12 protein-coding genes are annotated in these 17,321 nt (G+C 46.8%); 6 read left to right on the plus strand and 6 right to left on the minus strand.

Annotated features, from left to right (window positions below):
- The 4 genes from EKG39_RS15065 (at position 1) to EKG39_RS15080 (ending at position 6,453) form a co-directional block, all read left to right on the plus strand.
- Complete coding sequence (locus EKG39_RS15065; RefSeq protein ID WP_126506607.1) at positions 1-1,221, plus strand: phosphoenolpyruvate carboxylase; 1,221 nt, start codon at positions 1-3, stop codon at positions 1,219-1,221.
- Between the two features lie 514 nt (positions 1,222-1,735).
- Positions 1,736-3,010, plus strand: coding sequence for a dicarboxylate/amino acid:cation symporter (locus tag EKG39_RS15070; protein ID WP_126506609.1), 1,275 nt, complete (start codon positions 1,736-1,738; stop codon positions 3,008-3,010).
- A 225-nt stretch (positions 3,011-3,235) separates the two neighbouring features.
- Positions 3,236-4,414 (plus strand): urea ABC transporter substrate-binding protein, encoded by a 1,179-nt coding sequence (locus tag EKG39_RS15075; RefSeq protein ID WP_246028512.1) that lies wholly within the window; start codon positions 3,236-3,238, stop codon positions 4,412-4,414.
- Complete coding sequence (locus EKG39_RS15080) at positions 4,411-6,453, plus strand: sensor histidine kinase (protein ID WP_126506613.1); 2,043 nt, start codon at positions 4,411-4,413, stop codon at positions 6,451-6,453. Before EKG39_RS15075 ends, EKG39_RS15080 begins: the two co-directional genes overlap by 4 nt.
- Before the next feature lie 68 nt (positions 6,454-6,521).
- Here the strand turns inward: EKG39_RS15080 and EKG39_RS15085 are convergent, their stop codons facing one another.
- Together EKG39_RS15085 and EKG39_RS15090 are read right to left on the minus strand one after the other, a co-directional pair.
- Positions 6,522-7,904, minus strand: coding sequence for a sigma-54-dependent transcriptional regulator (locus tag EKG39_RS15085; protein WP_126506615.1), 1,383 nt, complete (start codon positions 7,902-7,904; stop codon positions 6,522-6,524).
- On the minus strand, positions 7,901-9,925 hold the full coding sequence (locus tag EKG39_RS15090; RefSeq protein ID WP_126506617.1) for an ATP-binding protein: 2,025 nt from the start codon (positions 9,923-9,925) through the stop codon (positions 7,901-7,903). Before EKG39_RS15090 ends, EKG39_RS15085 begins: the two co-directional genes overlap by 4 nt.
- Positions 9,926-10,339: 414 nt before the next feature.
- On the opposite strand from EKG39_RS15090, the gene EKG39_RS15095 reads away from it, so the two are divergent.
- Entirely contained in the window at positions 10,340-12,130 is a 1,791-nt protein-coding gene (locus tag EKG39_RS15095; protein WP_126506619.1) for a flavocytochrome c, read from the plus strand.
- A gap of 687 nt (positions 12,131-12,817) precedes the next feature.
- Here the strand turns inward: EKG39_RS15095 and EKG39_RS15100 are convergent.
- The 4 genes from EKG39_RS15100 to crp form a co-directional block, all read right to left on the minus strand.
- Complete coding sequence (locus EKG39_RS15100; protein ID WP_126506621.1) at positions 12,818-14,143, minus strand: ATP-binding protein; 1,326 nt, start codon at positions 14,141-14,143, stop codon at positions 12,818-12,820.
- Positions 14,140-14,814: a response regulator transcription factor gene (locus EKG39_RS15105; RefSeq protein WP_126506623.1), complete on the minus strand. Its 675-nt coding sequence runs from the start codon at positions 14,812-14,814 to the stop codon at positions 14,140-14,142. The genes EKG39_RS15100 and EKG39_RS15105 overlap by 4 nt, the downstream gene beginning before the upstream one ends.
- Positions 14,815-14,861: 47 nt before the next feature.
- Positions 14,862-15,200: a PepSY domain-containing protein gene (locus EKG39_RS15110; RefSeq protein WP_126506625.1), complete on the minus strand. Its 339-nt coding sequence runs from the start codon at positions 15,198-15,200 to the stop codon at positions 14,862-14,864.
- A gap of 82 nt (positions 15,201-15,282) precedes the next feature.
- Entirely contained in the window at positions 15,283-15,918 is a 636-nt protein-coding gene (gene crp, locus EKG39_RS15115; protein ID WP_012144207.1) for a cAMP-activated global transcriptional regulator CRP, read from the minus strand.
- Positions 15,919-16,365: 447 nt separating this feature from the next.
- Between crp and EKG39_RS15120 the strand changes: the two genes are divergently transcribed.
- Entirely contained in the window at positions 16,366-17,142 is a 777-nt protein-coding gene (locus EKG39_RS15120; protein ID WP_126506627.1) for an SEL1-like repeat protein, read from the plus strand.
- The last annotated feature ends 179 nt before the right edge of the window (positions 17,143-17,321 follow it).

A 17,321-nucleotide genomic window follows, 5' to 3' on the forward strand; every position in this document is an offset into this window, starting at 1 on the left:
ATGAGTACAAACTTACATCAGGCCGGGGTTAAGCTGCTTAAGCAGTTAGGCAGACACGCCGATCTCGTTATGGATGTCTACCTTTCGGGTTCAGTGCCTGAAGAGGGGGAGAACGCGGCCGCGATAGAGAAACTGCGTAAGAGCGAGATATTATGGCGTCCGGAGCCGGATCAAGAGCTACGCCTTAAGCGTTCGGTACGTGCCCTGCTCGAAGAGGCGCTCAGTGATGAGCGTAATCGCCAGATAGATTCCAACGTCGGCTCCTCCTTAGCCAGCATTAAAACTTTGGCCGACCATTATAAAGAGGCACGCCACAACGTCGATTACAGTGCTTCAGAGGCCTATCTGTCCGACTTGAATGAGCATGTCTACAGTTTTGCCGAAGGGCTGAGATACTCGATACGTGTGCTCTGGAGTCGTATCAACAACGAATTTGGCTATGTGGGAACCATCAATGCCAAGATCCGTGAAAATGAGTTAGCCCAGAGCCAGGTAACTGAACTGCTCAACGGCTTGGAGATGTTCCAGTTCAGTGAGCTGGGTGAAATTGCCGGAGACATTCGAGAACTGCGAAAACTCCTGGTCACCAGCCTGCAAGAGACCCTGAGTGACTGTACCCAGGAACTTAGCGTCGTTCAGAGCCGATTGCTCGAGTTGCTCGGCCGGTTCCGCCAAATAAGAGGGCGCACGCGTCTGCTGAAGGGCTGGCTGCTCTATACCGATCTGCATCCTGATTACACTCCTGCCGATCATGTCAGCCACAAACAGCTGCCCACGCTGTTTAACCGCGCAGAAGCCATTCTGGCGCCAGCTGCGGTGGATGTACATAACACGGGATATGAACCTGAGCTGTTAGATATCGTCTCGCGCATTAAAGCCATCACGCGAACGGGCCAGGATCCCCAGCTTCGTGAGCATGATGTCAGTGTCTCCCTGAGTCAGGCTGAAGATTTTGATATCCCGGATAACCCGTTGAAGCTGGCCGTCGATGAATATTTCTGCTCAGTTATCGATTCGGGACGGAATCAATCGGCGCTTGAGTACCTGGATGAGCAGGAGCTGCCCTGGGAGAGGGAAAGCTGGCTGTATCAGGTTATTTGTGGCTACGAAGGCCTTCCCGAAGAGCATAGAGCCTATTTTGAGTTGGAGCCTATCGGTGATCCGGATCCGGTCTACACAGGTAACTTCATTATTCGGGATGTAGAGATCTGGCTAGCCTGATTGCTTAGCCTAGGTTCAGGTTCTTAATTTAAGCTCAGGTTATTTAGTCAAACAGTATGAAGAGTCGTTGATAGAGGCCTATTAACGGCTTTTTTTTAACCAAAAAACAAATTAACCATCCTGACGCTCGCTCACTGCCAGCCTTTGACACTACTTGAGATCCCGCCTGTAGTTTAATTGACTGCTATAGCATCTTGTTGTGGCTGTTATGTCTGCATAAGGTGGGGGCAGAACGGGGTGTATGTTGCTCAGGTGATAATGATGTAAAAGTTATTGTTGGTGATTTTGACCTTGTCGCTTGTTTCTTCGTGATTTTATGCTTGTTTATGTGTGGGTTACAAAATTGTATCAAATTGCATTTTTTCGATTCTGATTGAAATTGTGGCCAGCATGATTCACTATCGTGTGCAAAGAAGGGAACTCATTCTCTCAATTTAAGGCATCAACACTCTTAGAGGTCGATGTTGAATTAAAAAAGGCATACAAAAAGAGATGCCAAATTGAAGGCAGGCAAATGACAAAATCACTTTCTACGCGGATCTTTATCGGTCTGTTCTCCGGATTAATATTCGGTTCCATTATTCAATACCTTCTCGGCGATATCGGCTTCTTTTCCGGTACTGTGGTCGAGCTCTCCTCCGGTGTAGGCACCATGTTCGTCAATATGATCATGATGTTGGTTGTGCCGCTGGTGTTCGTCAGTATTGTATGTGGTGTTTTGGAGCTGGATGACCTTAAGAGCTTCGGTCGTTTAGGCGGGAAAACATTCGGTTTCTACATCATCAATACGTTAGTCGCAATATTTGCGGCACTGACTGTGGCATTGTTACTGCAGCCAGGGTTAGGCGTAGATATGTCTGGTGGAACGGGCGCGGAAATTACCGCAACAGAGCTGCCTAATCTGGTTCAGCTCATCGTTAATATCGTTCCTAATAACCCGGTCGCGGCTTTTACCTCGGGTAACATGCTACAAGTCATCTTCATGGCACTGCTTGTTGGTGGTGTAATTAAGTCTCTGGGTGATGCTGTACCTCTGTTGGTTCAAGGGTTTCAGGAAGGCAATAAGCTGATGATGAAGCTTATTACTATTGTGATGCAGTTGGCTCCCATTGGTGTTTTCGCCCTGATGCTGAAGCTTGGTGCAACACTCGAGGCGAGTATCTTCCTGAGTGTACTCGAGTATCTGGTGGTTATTTTAGGCCTGTTGTTGACGTGGATCTTCATCGTTTATCCGATGGCGGTCGGTGCCTTTACCTCAGTATCGGCGAAAGAGTTCCGGGCTAAAACCCAGGAGCAGATCTTATTCTCACTCTCTACTGCAAGCTCGAATGCTACCATTCCTGTGACCATGAGAACCTTGACCGATAAACTAGGCGTTAAGCGTGCTATTGCCGGCTTCGGTGTCCCTCTTGGGGCGACCATGAATATGGGCGGCGTATCTATCTATATCACGATTGCCATCTTCTTCGTTGCTAACGCCTTCGGTGCACCGATTGCGATGGATCAGCTTCCTGCCTTGTTATTCAGCATCTTCTTGTTGTCTGTGGGGGCTGGTGGCGTTCCCGGTGGTGGAATGGTAATGATAGGTGTATTGATCCATCAGATGGGTCTGCCCGTAGAAGCATTCGCCATTGTGGCCGCGTTAGACAGGTTAATCGATATGGTACTTACATCGTGTAACGTTGTCGGCGATGCGGCTGTACTGACTATTGTCGATGAAACCGAGAAAGGTTTCGGGGATGAGATTGATGCACAAGCTCTTCCTATTCAGGAAACCAATCAGGCTTAGTCATTTGCTGAGAGGCGAAAGCTAAAAGTAACAACTGATAATTACAATGGCCCGCAGATTAACTCTGTGGGCTTTTTTTTGCCTGCTCTCCCTGCTCGCTTCGAGTGGATAAACTTCACTTATCTGCCAAAATTAAATCTGGTGAATCCAGATTTATGACAATGACCTATGGCAATGGAAAGTGAGTTTGCACCTCAATGGTATCTCTGCAGATGGAGATGGTTAGTGATAGCCATCTTTGTTGCTATGGGGATTGTCGCCTGTGATAAAAAAGATGATTCCACCATTAAGGTCGGTATCTTGCATTCTATGAGTGGCACTATGGCGTTCAGTGAACGGGATCTGGTCGATGTACTCACCATGGCAATCGAAGAGATAAATGGCAGTGGTGGAGTATTGGGGAGACAGTTAGAACCTGTTTTAGCGGACGGCGCATCGAACTGGTGGCAGTTTTCAAAGGAGGCGGAGCGACTTATTGTCCAGGAGCGGGTTTCGGTACTCTTTGGTTGTTGGACCTCGAGCAGCCGTATCGCGGTTAAACCTATTGTTGAGCGTTATGATCACTTGCTGTTTTATCCCCTGCAGTATGAGGGGCTGGAACAGTCGTCGAATATTATCTACACGGGCGCCACACCGAATCAGCAGATCATCCCAGGTGTTCACTGGGCGCTGGAAAATATCGGTAAGAGTGTCTACCTCCTTGGTTCAGATTATATCTTCCCCCGAGCCGCTAATATGCTGATTAAAGATCAGCTAAAAAATCGAGGTATTGAGCCTCTGGGAGAGAGATACCTGTCCCTGGGATCATCTGATATCTCAGGTGCAATTGAAGATATCCGCAGGTTAAAGCCCGATTTGGTGTTCAACACCATTAACGGTGACAGTAACATCGCATTTTTCAATGCTCTGGATGGGCTAAAGGAGACCAAGGTGGTCTCATTCAGCATTGCTGAGCCTGAGGTATCGGCCATAGGTATCGAACACATGTTGGGGCATTATGCCGTCTGGAACTATTTCCAGAGCATTGAAAGTCCGGAGAATCGGCAATTTGTCAGTGCTTTTAAAGCACGTTTTGGTGAAGATCGAGTCGTTAACGATCCTATGGAGGCCACCTATATCGGTATTAAGTTGTGGGTTCAGGGGGTGGTAGCGGCTGGTACTTTCGATCCTCTAAGGGTTAAGCATGCCCTTGGTTATCAGAGCCTAAATGCACCTCAAGGCATAGTATCGGTCGACATGGGCAGTCAACATGTGTGGAAAACTGTGCGCATCGGACGGGTACGAAGCGATGGGCAGTTTGAAATCGTCTGGCGAAGTGACTCTCCCATCAGGCCCACACCTTTTCCCAAATATCATAGCCGATCGATTTGGCTGCAACGCCTGCAGGAGCTCAAGTATCGATGAGACGATATAACTTATCGACCATGCTTTTTGTCTGGCTACTTTTAAGTGTCATGACTCCGACTGTGATTTTATCCGGTTTATATCTCAGTTCATTCAAGCAAGCTTTTTTGCAACAGGAGCAGGTACACCTATCTCAGTTTGCCGACAATAAAGTGAAACAGATTGAAGATTATATAAGCGAACGAATAGCGGATGTATTTAGTCTTTCCCAGTCGGCCGAGACGGTAGAAGCCTTCTCAAAACTCTCCCCTCTATATCGTCATGGTGGTGAACATACTCAGGATTATCTTAAACGATTGGTCGAGCTTAAAAAGGTATACCAGCACTACCAGGATGATGGTTACCTAGACCTGTTACTTATTTCTCCATCTGGTGATCTTTTGTTTTCGTTAGCGATGAACAGTCATTTGCAGGCAAAGGGAATTGCTGAGTCTGAGAGGGGCAAAGGCTTAAACTTCGTTGTAAAGCGAGCGAAGTATTTTCTGGAGTCCTCATCATCGAGCTTCGAGTATTACCCTCCAATTGGACAGGCGGTGGCATTTATAGGCTCTCCTGTGTTAGTTCAGGGGCGTCTGATAGGCATAGTAGTGCTGCAGGTAGACAGTCAGATCATTCAGAAGGTGACCTTGGAGGTCGGCGGTTCGAGGTCGAGTCGGGAGGTCGTTGTCGCGGCCAGACAGGGAGATTATTTTAGTTATCAGGTAGAGCTTAAATATGATGCCGATGCGATAGTTGGTGAACCACAACCTATTTCTGCGTTATCCGAATCACTTTCTAACGCGGTATCGGGTCGCAGGCATATCGGTGTCGATATTGATTATCGCGGAGTGGAAGTGCTTGCGGCTTCTCGTTACATCCCATCGGTACAATGGGGGTTAGTGTTTAAGGAGGATATGAGTGAAGTCGTTCAGGTTTACGATCAGATTTTTCAACTGGGACTGCTGACCTTGTTTGTTGTACTGATTGGGGTTTTGCTTGTTTCCGGCTTGCTTGGAAGCATGTTAGCTAAACCCTTTGAGTCTATGACACAGATGACCCGCTCCATTGCCTCGGGGAAGACAGATACCCGAATAGAGCCAGAAGGTTTCAGGGAGAGTTATGAATTGGCACTGTGCTTTAACCAGATGTCTCATGCCCTCTCTCTGGCCAGGGAGACGTTAGAACAGCAGGTCGAAGCACGTACCTTAGAGCTCACCGATGAGATTGATTTGCGGCAGAATAAAGAGGCTGCACTTGCTGAAAGTTATAAAAAATTAAATCTGTCGATGAAAAACCTGCAGGCGATGCAGTCACAGTTAATAGAATCGGAGAAGATGGCGGCGCTGGGTGGCTTGGTTGCCGGCTTTGCCCATGAGCTGAATACCCCAATAGGTGTTGCCATCACGGCATCTTCACTGTTGTTGAGAGAGCTAACCATCTTAGAGCAGAGTTACAGTAGTGATGAGCTGACTGAGGCGGTATTTAAACAGTATCTGGATGATATTAAAGCCGCGTGTACCCTGTTGGAGAAAAACCTGAAGCGGTCCGCTTCACTGGTGAGAGACTTTAAATTAGTGGCCGTCGAACAAACTAACCTTCACAAAGAGAAGTTTGTACTCCACGAGTTGATAGAATCATTATTGACCAGCTTGTCTCCGGAGACCAAAAAATATCCTGTCGAAATATCCAATAGAGTTCGGGAGGATATTGTCGTTAACTCCTATCCGGGGGACTTCTATCAAGTGTTTACCAATTTAATCCTTAACTCATTAATCCATGGCTTTACCGGTCACCAGGCTGGAGGGTTAATTATCGATGCATCGATAGTTGAGGAGCTGCTAATCATCACTGTTTCCGATAATGGCAAAGGTATCCCGGAAAAAAATTGTAGCAGTATTTTCGAGCCCTTTTTCACCACTAAACGCGGTAATGGCGGCAGTGGTTTGGGGCTCAGTATTGTCTACAACATAGTTAAACAAAAACTTCATGGCGATATTGAGGTCAAGTCGATATTGGGGCAAGGAACTGAGTTTATTATCACTTGCCCTGTCGAAGGTTGAGCCCTTTGCTATAACACAGGTTCAGGTCGTACTGAGTTGCCTGAGCCTGATATCGATTTAATGAACTGTTATTTCTCCTTTGTCATTCGCCGGCTCAGTGCACTTTGGCTTATCCCCAGCATCTGAGCTGCAGCGGTTTGATTGTTTGCCGTGCGGCTCATAGCCTCGTTGATCAGCGCATTGCTCATCTCGGCTAAGGTTGGCAAACTCTTTGGAAATACAAGAGTATTTTGCGGGGCCTCATGGTCACCTTTCTGCTCTTTTATCGCCTCCATGAAGGGAGATGTATTGAGCTGAACGCCATCGCTGCGACTTACCGCATCGAAGACCATGCCTTTGAGTTCATGGAGGTTCCCCGGGAAGGCATAGTCCGCCAGTTGGCTCGCTAAGTTTCCGGGTTGCTGCGGGGCATCGAGTCCCATCTCTTCAGCCGCCAGGCTGATAAAATGATTGATAAGCATAGAGAGATCCAGAGTACGGTCTCTCAGTGGAGGTAATTTTATCTTGTGTGACCGCAATCTATATAACAGGTCGCTGCGAAACTTGCCGGCCTGATTCAGTGCCAACAGATCGTTTTGAGTCGAGGTGATGATCCGGCAGTTAACCGGGTAGGGACGATCGCTGCCAATCGGATAGTACTGTTTATGCTCGATCACGTCGACCAGTTTTGCCTGAGCTTCTAAGGGCAGATCGCCAATCTCATTGAGATAGAGCAGGCCGCTATTGACCTGATGTAACACGCCGGCCTGCGCCGAAACCTGACCGTCTTCGTGGGTATGGAGCTGTCCGAACAGCTGTAATTCAAATGCATCTGTACCTATTCCGGCCAGGTTTACATTGATGAAAGGGGCATCGGGACAACAGAGTTGATGACAAGACTTGGCAAATTCATCTTTTCCTGTGCCGCTCTCACCGAAGATGAGGATAGGTTCGGGGCTCAGTGCGACGGCTTCCAGGTATCTGAACTGATCCAGCAGGGCGGGTTCACAGGTCAAGATATTATTGAAGGCCTCCGGCTGACTCAGAGTGCGACTCAGGAAGCTCTCTTTTATTCGCAGATAGTTTCGCTCTAAGCCAACGACCTCGAGGGCTCTGCGTACCGTTCGGGCTAAATCGTCAACATTATCTGTCTTGATAAAGTAGTCATAGGCGCCATTTTTAATGCAGCGAACCGCGGTGTCGACCTCATTGACTCCGGTCACTATGATGACGCGGGTCTTAGGAAAATCGCAGCGGATCATCTCGAGTAGCTCTTCGCCTGAATGAAACGGCATCGTCAGATCGAGTAGCACTAACGCGTAATCGCCCACAGCAAGGCGGTTAACGACCTGTCTGCTATCAACACAAGTATCGACCTGCGCTTCGGGAACGAGTCGATTGAGGGTCACGGCTAAGGTTCTCAACCACGAGGCCTCATCATCGACTAACAAAATATTTCGCGCGAGTTTCATCTTAGTGACTCCAATGCGGGTTCCAATGAAAAGAGAAGTTTGATGCAGGTTCCTTTACCCTGGCGAGAGGTTATCTGCATTTCACCCTGGTGTTCTTTGATTATTCGGCTGCACACAGATAAGCCGAGCCCGGTGCCGCCGCAGGAGCGACGAGTCGTAAAGAAAGGCTCTGTAATGCGTTGTAGCGTTGCTTGATCCATGCCGGAACCGTTATCGCAGACGATTAAGCAGGCTTTGCCATCCACAATGCTGGTCTCTATTGAGATCATGCCGTCATCTGTGTCCGTTCCATCATCGGGTGGCGATGCATGGCAGGCATTTTGAATAAGATTAATCAGTACCTGATGCAGCTGCTGCGCATCACCCATGATCATCGGTTCTGGCTGCTGTAGTTGGGTTCTGATTTTAAATATTTTAATCTGATTTGCCGTCAGACGCAGTGATACCTGCACCACCTCATTCAGGCTTAACCTTTGGTGCTCGGAGGCAATATTGGGTAAGGCATAGCGCTTCAAATCGTTCACGATTCGGCTTATTCGGGTCGCCCCTTCATCGATATTGAGACAGCTATAATGCAGTTCATGTAGAGCACGTTCCGGTTCCAGCCCTGCGATTAGCCAAAAAGGGTTTTGCTTCTGGTAGGCATCGCTTGCCGGCTGTAGATCTTTGAGTGCATCATTTAAGAAGGCCACCGAATGGATAATAATCCCCGTAGGGTTATTTATCTCATGGGCGATCCCGGCAGAGAGTTCGCCTAATGAGGCCAGGCGGCTCGCTTCATCATTGGCTTGCCTGAGTTGCTGACGCTCCGTGGCTTCCTCCAACAGAATGACAGCCTGATCCTCCCCTATGGGGTGAATTTGGATCTGCCAAAACTGATCCAGAAAACTCATATCTTCAATCAGAGACTTCTGGCTGTTCAAGACCTCAAGTAGGGTGATCTTCAGCTCGAAAGGTTCGCCATCGGTAAAGTGAAACTCAGGGTTTTCCAGTAGTTCGTTATTATTATCATTGCTCCACAAACAATCACATTCCCGATTAAATAGTGTCACGCCGTGGGGGATCCCATCGAGCACAGATTGAAACTGTTGAGATAGGTTGGATATTTGATGTTCAGCCTTGCGCCTTTGTGACAGCTCGATATTCAGAGACCGGGTACGTTTTCGCAGACTTCGGCTGATATAGCCGGTGAGTATCATGCCAAGTGCCGAGATGATGCTCACAGCTATGGCCAGCCATAACATCTTCTGCTGGGTGGAGGTCAGATCGACTTTTTCCCGCCCTGTACCAAACCACTTATTGACGAGTCGGTCGTATTCACCGGAGAGTTTTAACTGTCTGAGGGCGTCGTTAATTTGAGCCATAAGAGCAGCATTAACTTTATTGCTCACGAAGTTGAATGCCCCATAAATTAGTGGGTCGCTGGAACTTCTAATCTTTGGATAGAGGGGCATCAAGCGTCTGGCGACAAAGTTTTCGGCGAGAACGATATCGACCTCCCCCTTGATTAACAGCTGAAAGCCAGTCTCATAGAGATCCACATCGACTCGCTCAAATTCCTGTGGCTGACCCGAGATATAGACGTCCACGAAGGCGCCTTTCTTGATGGCAACCCGCTTACCGACAAGGTCGTGCCAGCTGTTGATAAAGGATTTCCCCTGCAGTGTGTAAGCTTTGGCGTGGGTGGCATAGATGGGATCAGACTGACTGAGTTTTCTGTCTATACTGACCGGGCTGACGACGGCAATAACATCGATAGGACAGTCGGGATCATGAACATCGGTCAGCAGTTGCTGAAACGTTTTGCGTCTGACAACGATTCTTTTATCTATGAGTTGTCCAATTCTGCCTATCAGTTCGAGGTTAAACCCTTGGTCGACACCATTGTTACGCCACTCTAGCGGGGCCGTTTTTGAATGAACACCAAACACAATACTCTTGTGTGATAAGTCTTGTGCCTGTGCGGCCAGGGAAGGTGCATGGAAACACAGCACCATGACTAATATAAGAAGATATTTCATGGCGACGATTTTAACATGTTCATTCGTTGATGAACTGTGGTGATGGACCCAATTAACAAATTTGTTGCAACACAAAGGCTCGGGGAAGTGCTGAGCCGCTAAGAATGCCATCGAATTACTTTTCTGTGATCCATCCATCTATGGCCTATGCAAAACTGCATAACGGCTTGCTAAATTATGCATCTTTGCATGAGGGTTATTTTTAGCTGTGAAGCCAGCTTGATTTTTATCTCCTCTTTTTTCATTCATATTGAGCTCCTTTTTGATATGGCTCAAACTTTATTTGAAACAGAAAGCTGAGAGTATCCTATTCTTATGGGGTCTAAAAACTCAGCTCACATAACAGAGATGAGCTTGTAGATATTGCGACTATTTAAATAAATGAGTTGTTCTATTGAAAAGCTAGGAGACGTGATGAAAAACTTTAAAAAAGCTATATGCCTGGCCACCTTAATTGGTTCTGCTGGAATGGTAGCGAACGCAACTGCTGCTGATAACCTTGCAGACTTTCATGCTGAAAATCAAGAGTGTGATAGCTGCCATACACCGGATGGTGAGCTGTCTAACGATAGCCTTACTTATGAAAATGAGCAGTGTGTTTCTTGTCACGGCTCCATGGAAGAGGTTGCTGAAGAGACGAAACATGAGCACTACAATGCCCATGATTCTCACTTCCCTGGTGACATCGCTTGTACCTCTTGTCATAGCGCCCATGAAAAATCTATGGTCTATTGTGATTCTTGCCACAGCTTCGACTTCGATATGCCATATGTAGGCAAATGGGAACGTCATGAACCAAGCATTGCTGAACTTGCTAAAGATAAATCTGAGCGTGAAGCGGCATTAGCTCTGGCACCAAAAGATACAGTCGATGTGGTCGTTGTAGGTTCTGGCGGAGCAGGTTTCTCTGCGTCTGTTTCAGCCCATGACCATGGCGCAAAAGTGATTCTTATCGAGAAAGAGCCTGTGATCGGTGGTAATGCAAAACTTGCAGCTGGTGGTATGAACGCTGCGTGGACCGATCAGCAGAAAGCTAAAGGCATCGAAGATAGCCTTGAGTTGATGACTAAAGACACCATGAAAGGTGGCCGTAACATCAATGACCCAGCGCTTGTAGACGTGCTTGTTTCTCACTCAAAAGGTTCTGTCGATTGGATGACAGCCATGGGTGCTGATTTAAGCGATGTTGGCCGCATGGGTGGCGCATCGGTTAACCGTACTCACCGTCCAACTGGTGGTGCTGGTGTTGGCGCACACGTAGTTCAGGTGCTTTACGATAACGCCGTTAAGCGTGATATCGATATGCGTATGAACACACGTGGAATCGAAATCCTTAAAGATGACTCAGGTAACGTTAAAGGCCTGCTAGTCAAGGGTATGTACAAAGGCTACTACTGGATTAAGGCCGATGCCGTTATTCTTGCTACCGGTGGTTTCGCTAAGAATAATGAACGTGTTTCTAAGCTTGATCCTAAGCTGAAAGGCTTCGTATCGACTAACCAACCTGGTGCAACCGGTGATGGTATCGATGTAGCTGGCAATGCCGGCGCAGCAATGAAGGATCTTGAGTACATCCAGGCTCACCCAACACTTTCTGTGAAAGGTGGTGTGATGGTGACTGAAGCTGTACGTGGTAACGGTGCAATCCTGGTTAACCGTGAAGGTAAGCGTTTCGTCAACGAGATCACTACTCGTGATAAAGCCGCTGCTGCGATTTTACAACAAACAGGCAAATCAGCTTACTTGATTTTCGATGATTCAGTACGTAAGTCATTGAAGAAAATTGATAAGTATATTGGTCTGGGCGTTGCTCCTACTGCCGACACGCTTGTTAAGCTAGGTAAGCTAGAGAATATCGATGGTAAGGCTCTGAAAGAAACTGTTGCTCGTTACAACACTTTCGTGACCAGTGGTAAAGATGCCGATTTTGAGCGTCCAAACCTACCTCGTGCAATCAATGAAGGTAACTACTACGCTATCGAAGTGACTCCAGGTGTTCACCACACTATGGGTGGTGTGATGATTGATTCTAAAGCAGAAGTTATGAATGCTAAGCAGCAGGTTATCCCTGGCCTATATGGCGCAGGTGAAGTGACTGGTGGTGTTCATGGTGCTAACCGCCTGGGTGGTAATGCTATCTCTGATATCATCACCTTCGGTAGATTAGCCGGTGAACAAGCTGCGGCTTACTCTAAGAAGAAGTAATCTTCCATTCTTAATAGTAAGAGCGAGCATGCTTAGAAGCGGATAACTCTCTCCAGTTTACTCGCTTCAATAAGCTATAAATGAAAAGCCACAGACTCCGTGCTGTGGCTTTTCTATGTCTGGAACATTTATGAAGGTTTCCCAGGGATGGGAAGAAACCTTCGTTGTGTCTGGCCACAAATGTTCCCTCGGCTCTGGCAATTACGTCCCTGTATAAAAGCCAGTTCGACATCCATCTCTCTCGCTCAATAGCACATCGTTTCACAATTTTCGCCCTGCTTCGCTCTACCTCCTGAATCTGACCTCCATGGAAGGAGGAAATGTCTTATTTTGTATGGAACAAAATAGACCATACAGTCGTACATTTGTTGGCATTCCCGCTTCTGACCCATATGGATATGGGAAATGTCTTAAAAGCGTAGGGAACGCTTTAGACCCTGGCAGTCAGAACACTTATGAAGGGCTTTTCAATAAGAGGCCAGGGGCCAATGATGCTCCCGGCATCAATATGGTGTTCCTATCTCTGACATAAAGTAATGGGTTTGGAGCAGGGAGGAATCTTCTGAGCGGCGTCGCTTATGGCGACTGCATAAATGTTCCAGACATAAAAAAGGCCGGAGTCGAGCTCCGGCCTTCGTTGTGTGTGGGGAAGTGAGCCTGGAATTGACCCTCTTATACCGATTGGTATTAGAACGTTAAGCTGACTCTTAACCCACCGAATTGTTCGCTATGGGTAAATTGCAAATCTATCTCATATTGCTCTGCGATGTCCTTGACGATAGAAAGGCCTAAGCCATGACCCATGGTCGCCTCATCTAATCGTTTACCGCGACTGGTCAGTTGAGCAAGTTCCTCACTGGCTACACCGGGACCGTCATCTTCTATGGTGAGGCTGATGCGGTCATCTTCAACGCCTGCGCTTATCTCTACCCGAGACTTAGCCCACTTGTGGGCATTATCGAGTAAGTTTCCGATAAGCTCCATGCCATCTTCTCTATGAAGTGGCAGTCTTAAAAGTTTCTCCGGAATATGGACATTGCATTGTATATGTTTATGAAAGTGGACCTTGCTCAATGTCTGACAAAGATCGTCTAAATCTTTGGGGAGCTGCATCTGAGCCGCCGGTAACATATCTCCGGTGATCCGCGCTGAAGCGAGTTTTCTCTCGATCATCTTATGGACTAAGTCCAACTGCTTTTGAAGCGCTATAGCTGCATCGGGATCTTTGAGTCCCAAAGCCTCAACCTGTTGCTGCATAACAGCCAGTGGTGTCTTTAGCCCATGACTCAGGTTACCAATATTATTGCGGCTTCTTTCCAGCTGTTTGCTGGAGTATTGCAACAGCTCATTATAGGTGGAGGCTAATCCCTGCAGCTCCGGAGGGATCTTATCTATCTCTAATGAGGTGATCTCTCCCTCTCTCAGCTTTGATAGAGCCGATTGCATATGGTTAATCGGTTTAAAGGATTGTCTTAAAACCAGGAAAATCCCGGTGATCATGGCCAATAACATTGCCAGATTTACGCCCATTTTTGTGCCATAAACCTGGGTGAAAATTTTTCGTCCGATACTCAGATCCTGAGCGACGGTCAATGTGGCATCGACATCCAGAGAGTCAGAGCTGAGCCCGAGCGAGAGCAGTTGGATATCGTGATTTTGTGGCCCCTTGGTCTGCCAGACACGGCTCTCTCCCCTCTCTAGAGGCTCTATTTCGAGTTTCTGATCCCACAGAGAGCGTGAGCGGATCTCCTGGCCCGGTAGGTTTAGTTGATAGTAACGACCTGAAAATACCGGTTTATAGAAGCCTGAAAGCTGGCTCTGATCTATGCTCAGCTCATCGCCCTGAAGATGAGTCGCCAGCATAACCTGCTCCAAGTCTTCCTGTAATCTGGCTATGATTGAGTCGTGAAACGCCTGTCTCAGCATGGATTCGAAGAAGATAATCGCAACGGCTGTCGACAAGATGACTAAGCCCGTAAGCCAGAGGCTGAGCCTGGTTCGAATCGAGATCATTCTTTGATGCCGTGGAAGATATAACCTTGCCCACGTCGTGTCTCAATGGCTGTTTTACCTAGCTTCTTACGTAGATGGGTGACATACACCTCTACGACATTACTCTCTTTCTCATCATCGAATTGATACAGTTTATCTGTGAGTTGAGACTTCGAAAGCAGTTTCTGTGGTGACATCAAAAATATCTTGAGTAACCTGAACTCCATCGCCGTGAGTTCAAATAAGTTCGTTCCAACCATCACAGATTGCTGGTTTTCATCGAGAGTGACGCCTGAGAAACTCAGCTCCTTCGATGGTGAGCTTGCTTTGCCGTGAGCACGCTGAATGAGTGCATGTATTCTTGCCAGCAGTTCCTGAGTATGGAAAGGCTTACCTAAGTAATCATCGGCACCGGCATTAAAGCCTTCCACTTTTTCATGCCACTGACTTCGCGCCGTTAGCATGATAACCGGCGTATTAATGCCTTGATTTCTCCAGCGTTCGAGTAGTTCGAGGCCATTGCCATCGGGCAGACCGATATCTAAGATCACGCAATCGTAATTCGTCTCTTTTAGCAGGTAGTCGGCCTCGGCGGCCTTATCTGTTACGTCCGTAACGTATCCGGCTTGCTTAAGCTGTTTTTCGAGTTCTTCAACGAGTAGTGCATTATCTTCAACGAGCAGTAGTTTCATATTAACCTGTCATCAAATGGTATCGTGGGCCCAAATGAAATATGGAACTAATTCTCAAAAGCTCTGCAGTCATTGGGTAACGATTTGTAGGGATCGGGCTGTCCGGTGCTAGCGTCCAGACTCAGATCTATGATTTGGCCACGTTGCGACTTAATTTGCAAATCATAACGCCACTTTCCATCTTCACGATAGAGGTGTGCATCGATAAGTTTGCCGAAACAGAAATGTTTGGTTTTAGAGAGGGTAACATCGAGAGATAGAATCTTTCCAGAGCTAACTAGTTGTTTAGCTTCATAATGTTCAAGTTCAATCAGGCTGGATGTGTGACCTGTCATTGGCATTAAGGCCGCAAGAGCTAAAAAGCTAACAATTAGTGCCCTTGTCATTAATATTATCTCCAAAAAAAATGGCCTGAGATTATCTCAGGCCACTTTATCGAAGCTGTCTTAAATCTAACTTAATGTTAGCTTAGCGCGTGCCGTAAACTACGATAGTTTTACCGTGAGCTTGAATCAGGCTTTGCTCTTCAAGCATCTTAAGAATACGACCAACAGTCTCACGTGAACAACCAACAATTTGACCAATCTCTTGACGAGTGATCTTGATCTGCATGCCATCCGGGTGAGTCATCGCATCTGGCTGTTTCGCCAAATGTAATAATGTTTGGGCGATTCTTCCGGCGACATCAAGGAATGCAAGATCACCGACCTTCTGGCTGGTGCTGTGCAGACGATATGCCATCTGAGAAGAAAGCTTCATCAGAATTTCAGGGTTAACCTGGATAAGCTGCTTAAATTTCTTGTAAGATATTTCTGCAATTTCACAAGGTTGCTTAGCACGAACCCAAGCAGTTCGTTCGGCTTGCTCTTCAAACAGACCAAGTTCACCGATGAAGTCGCCTTGATTCAGGTAAGAGAGGATCATCTCTTTGCCTTCTTCGTCTTTGATCAAAACAGCAACAGAACCTTTAACGATGTAATAAAGCGTATCTGATTCTTCACCAGCGTGGATCAAAGTGCTTTTGGCTGGATACTTATGAATGTGACAGTGTGATAAAAACCATTCCAAAGTAGGATCCGGTTTAGGCTTACCAATCAGAGCCATGCCTATGTTCCTCGACAGTTTAATGTAAATACAAGAATATGCTAAATAAGCAGTTTACGTCAATTAAGTCAACAAAACCTAGATAGAGATCTAGATTTAGAAAGAATGAATATTCGTAACAGGCTATCTATATTGATGTTTATTTTGATACATTAGTGATATAAGTCAACTAATACCGTATAAATATGCATTGATTGGTTTAACAATGCCGACTTAATCACATCTTACCTCTGTTTACAGTAGAACTTGTGCGATATTTATTTGTCATAAACAGAGTGTGAAACACACTTTTTCTCGACTTTGGCTGTTATTTCTGGCTAACTCAAGGGAAATGAGCGTTTTGTATTGAGTTCTTACTGCTTTATTTTTGCTGTTCCAATTTACTTTTTTCAACAGTAAACCCCCGTTGTGGGCTGGTTCGTATGCTGATTTCAATTAGGAGTTGTTTTGAAATATCATCCGTTATTTGTAGGCGTTGGTTTTGTCATATTACTCTTGACGAGTACTACAACTAATGCATTTTCAATCCCTCAGCCTGTGGCAGAAGTTGCCGCGAGCAAATTAGCACATATTCAGCTGAAAGCCTCTCAAGGCGAGAAGGAAGCACAGTTTCTTCTCGGCCTCATGTATCTGTCCGGACGTTTCGTAGAGCAAGATCAACAACAGGGGATTAAGTGGGTCTCACTGGCAGCAGAGCAGGGTCATCCTAAGGCTCAACAGACGCTGGCCGATCTCTCATTCGAAGGCAATATTATTGAACGTGACCTGACGGTTGCAGAGCGCTGGTATCTCTCTTTAAGCGAACAGGGCAATAAGTGGGCTCAATTCAGACTCGGTTTTATCTATGCCGCCGGTGGCAATGGTGTAGAACGGAACTGTGGCAAAGCGGTTGACCGATTCAGTTCGGTCGGCGATGAAGTTTCATTGGGGAATGTAGCCTGGATCTTATCTACCTGTCCGGAAGAGGAATACCGAAATGGTGATAAGGCCCTGCAGCTAGCACAGAGCCTGGTTGACGCAAATCGTGATGATCCGACTAACCTGGATAATCTGGCTGCCGCTTATGCTGAAACCGGTGACTACAGTGCGGCGATTATGACGCAGCTGAAAGCCATCGATGCACTGAAACATAGCGAGGAAGCGCATCGTTCTGGTGAGTTTGAGGAGCGTCTTCAGACCTATGAGCAGAATAAGCCTTTCCGCGAAATCGTTCCCCTGATGTGATCTCACACTTTTAACTCCGGGTCATCGAAGAAGGTGGCCTGGATCATATCCGGTTATTCACCACTTGATTCTTAGTGCTATCTCACGAAAATCCTATTTATCCGTGTAAATTAGTCAATATCGATATCTTGTTTCTAGATCTTAAAATCTGACTCTGGTCTAATACGTGACTTACTTTA

Source organism: Shewanella atlantica (assembly GCF_003966265.1).
GTDB lineage: Bacteria > Pseudomonadota > Gammaproteobacteria > Enterobacterales > Shewanellaceae > Shewanella > Shewanella atlantica.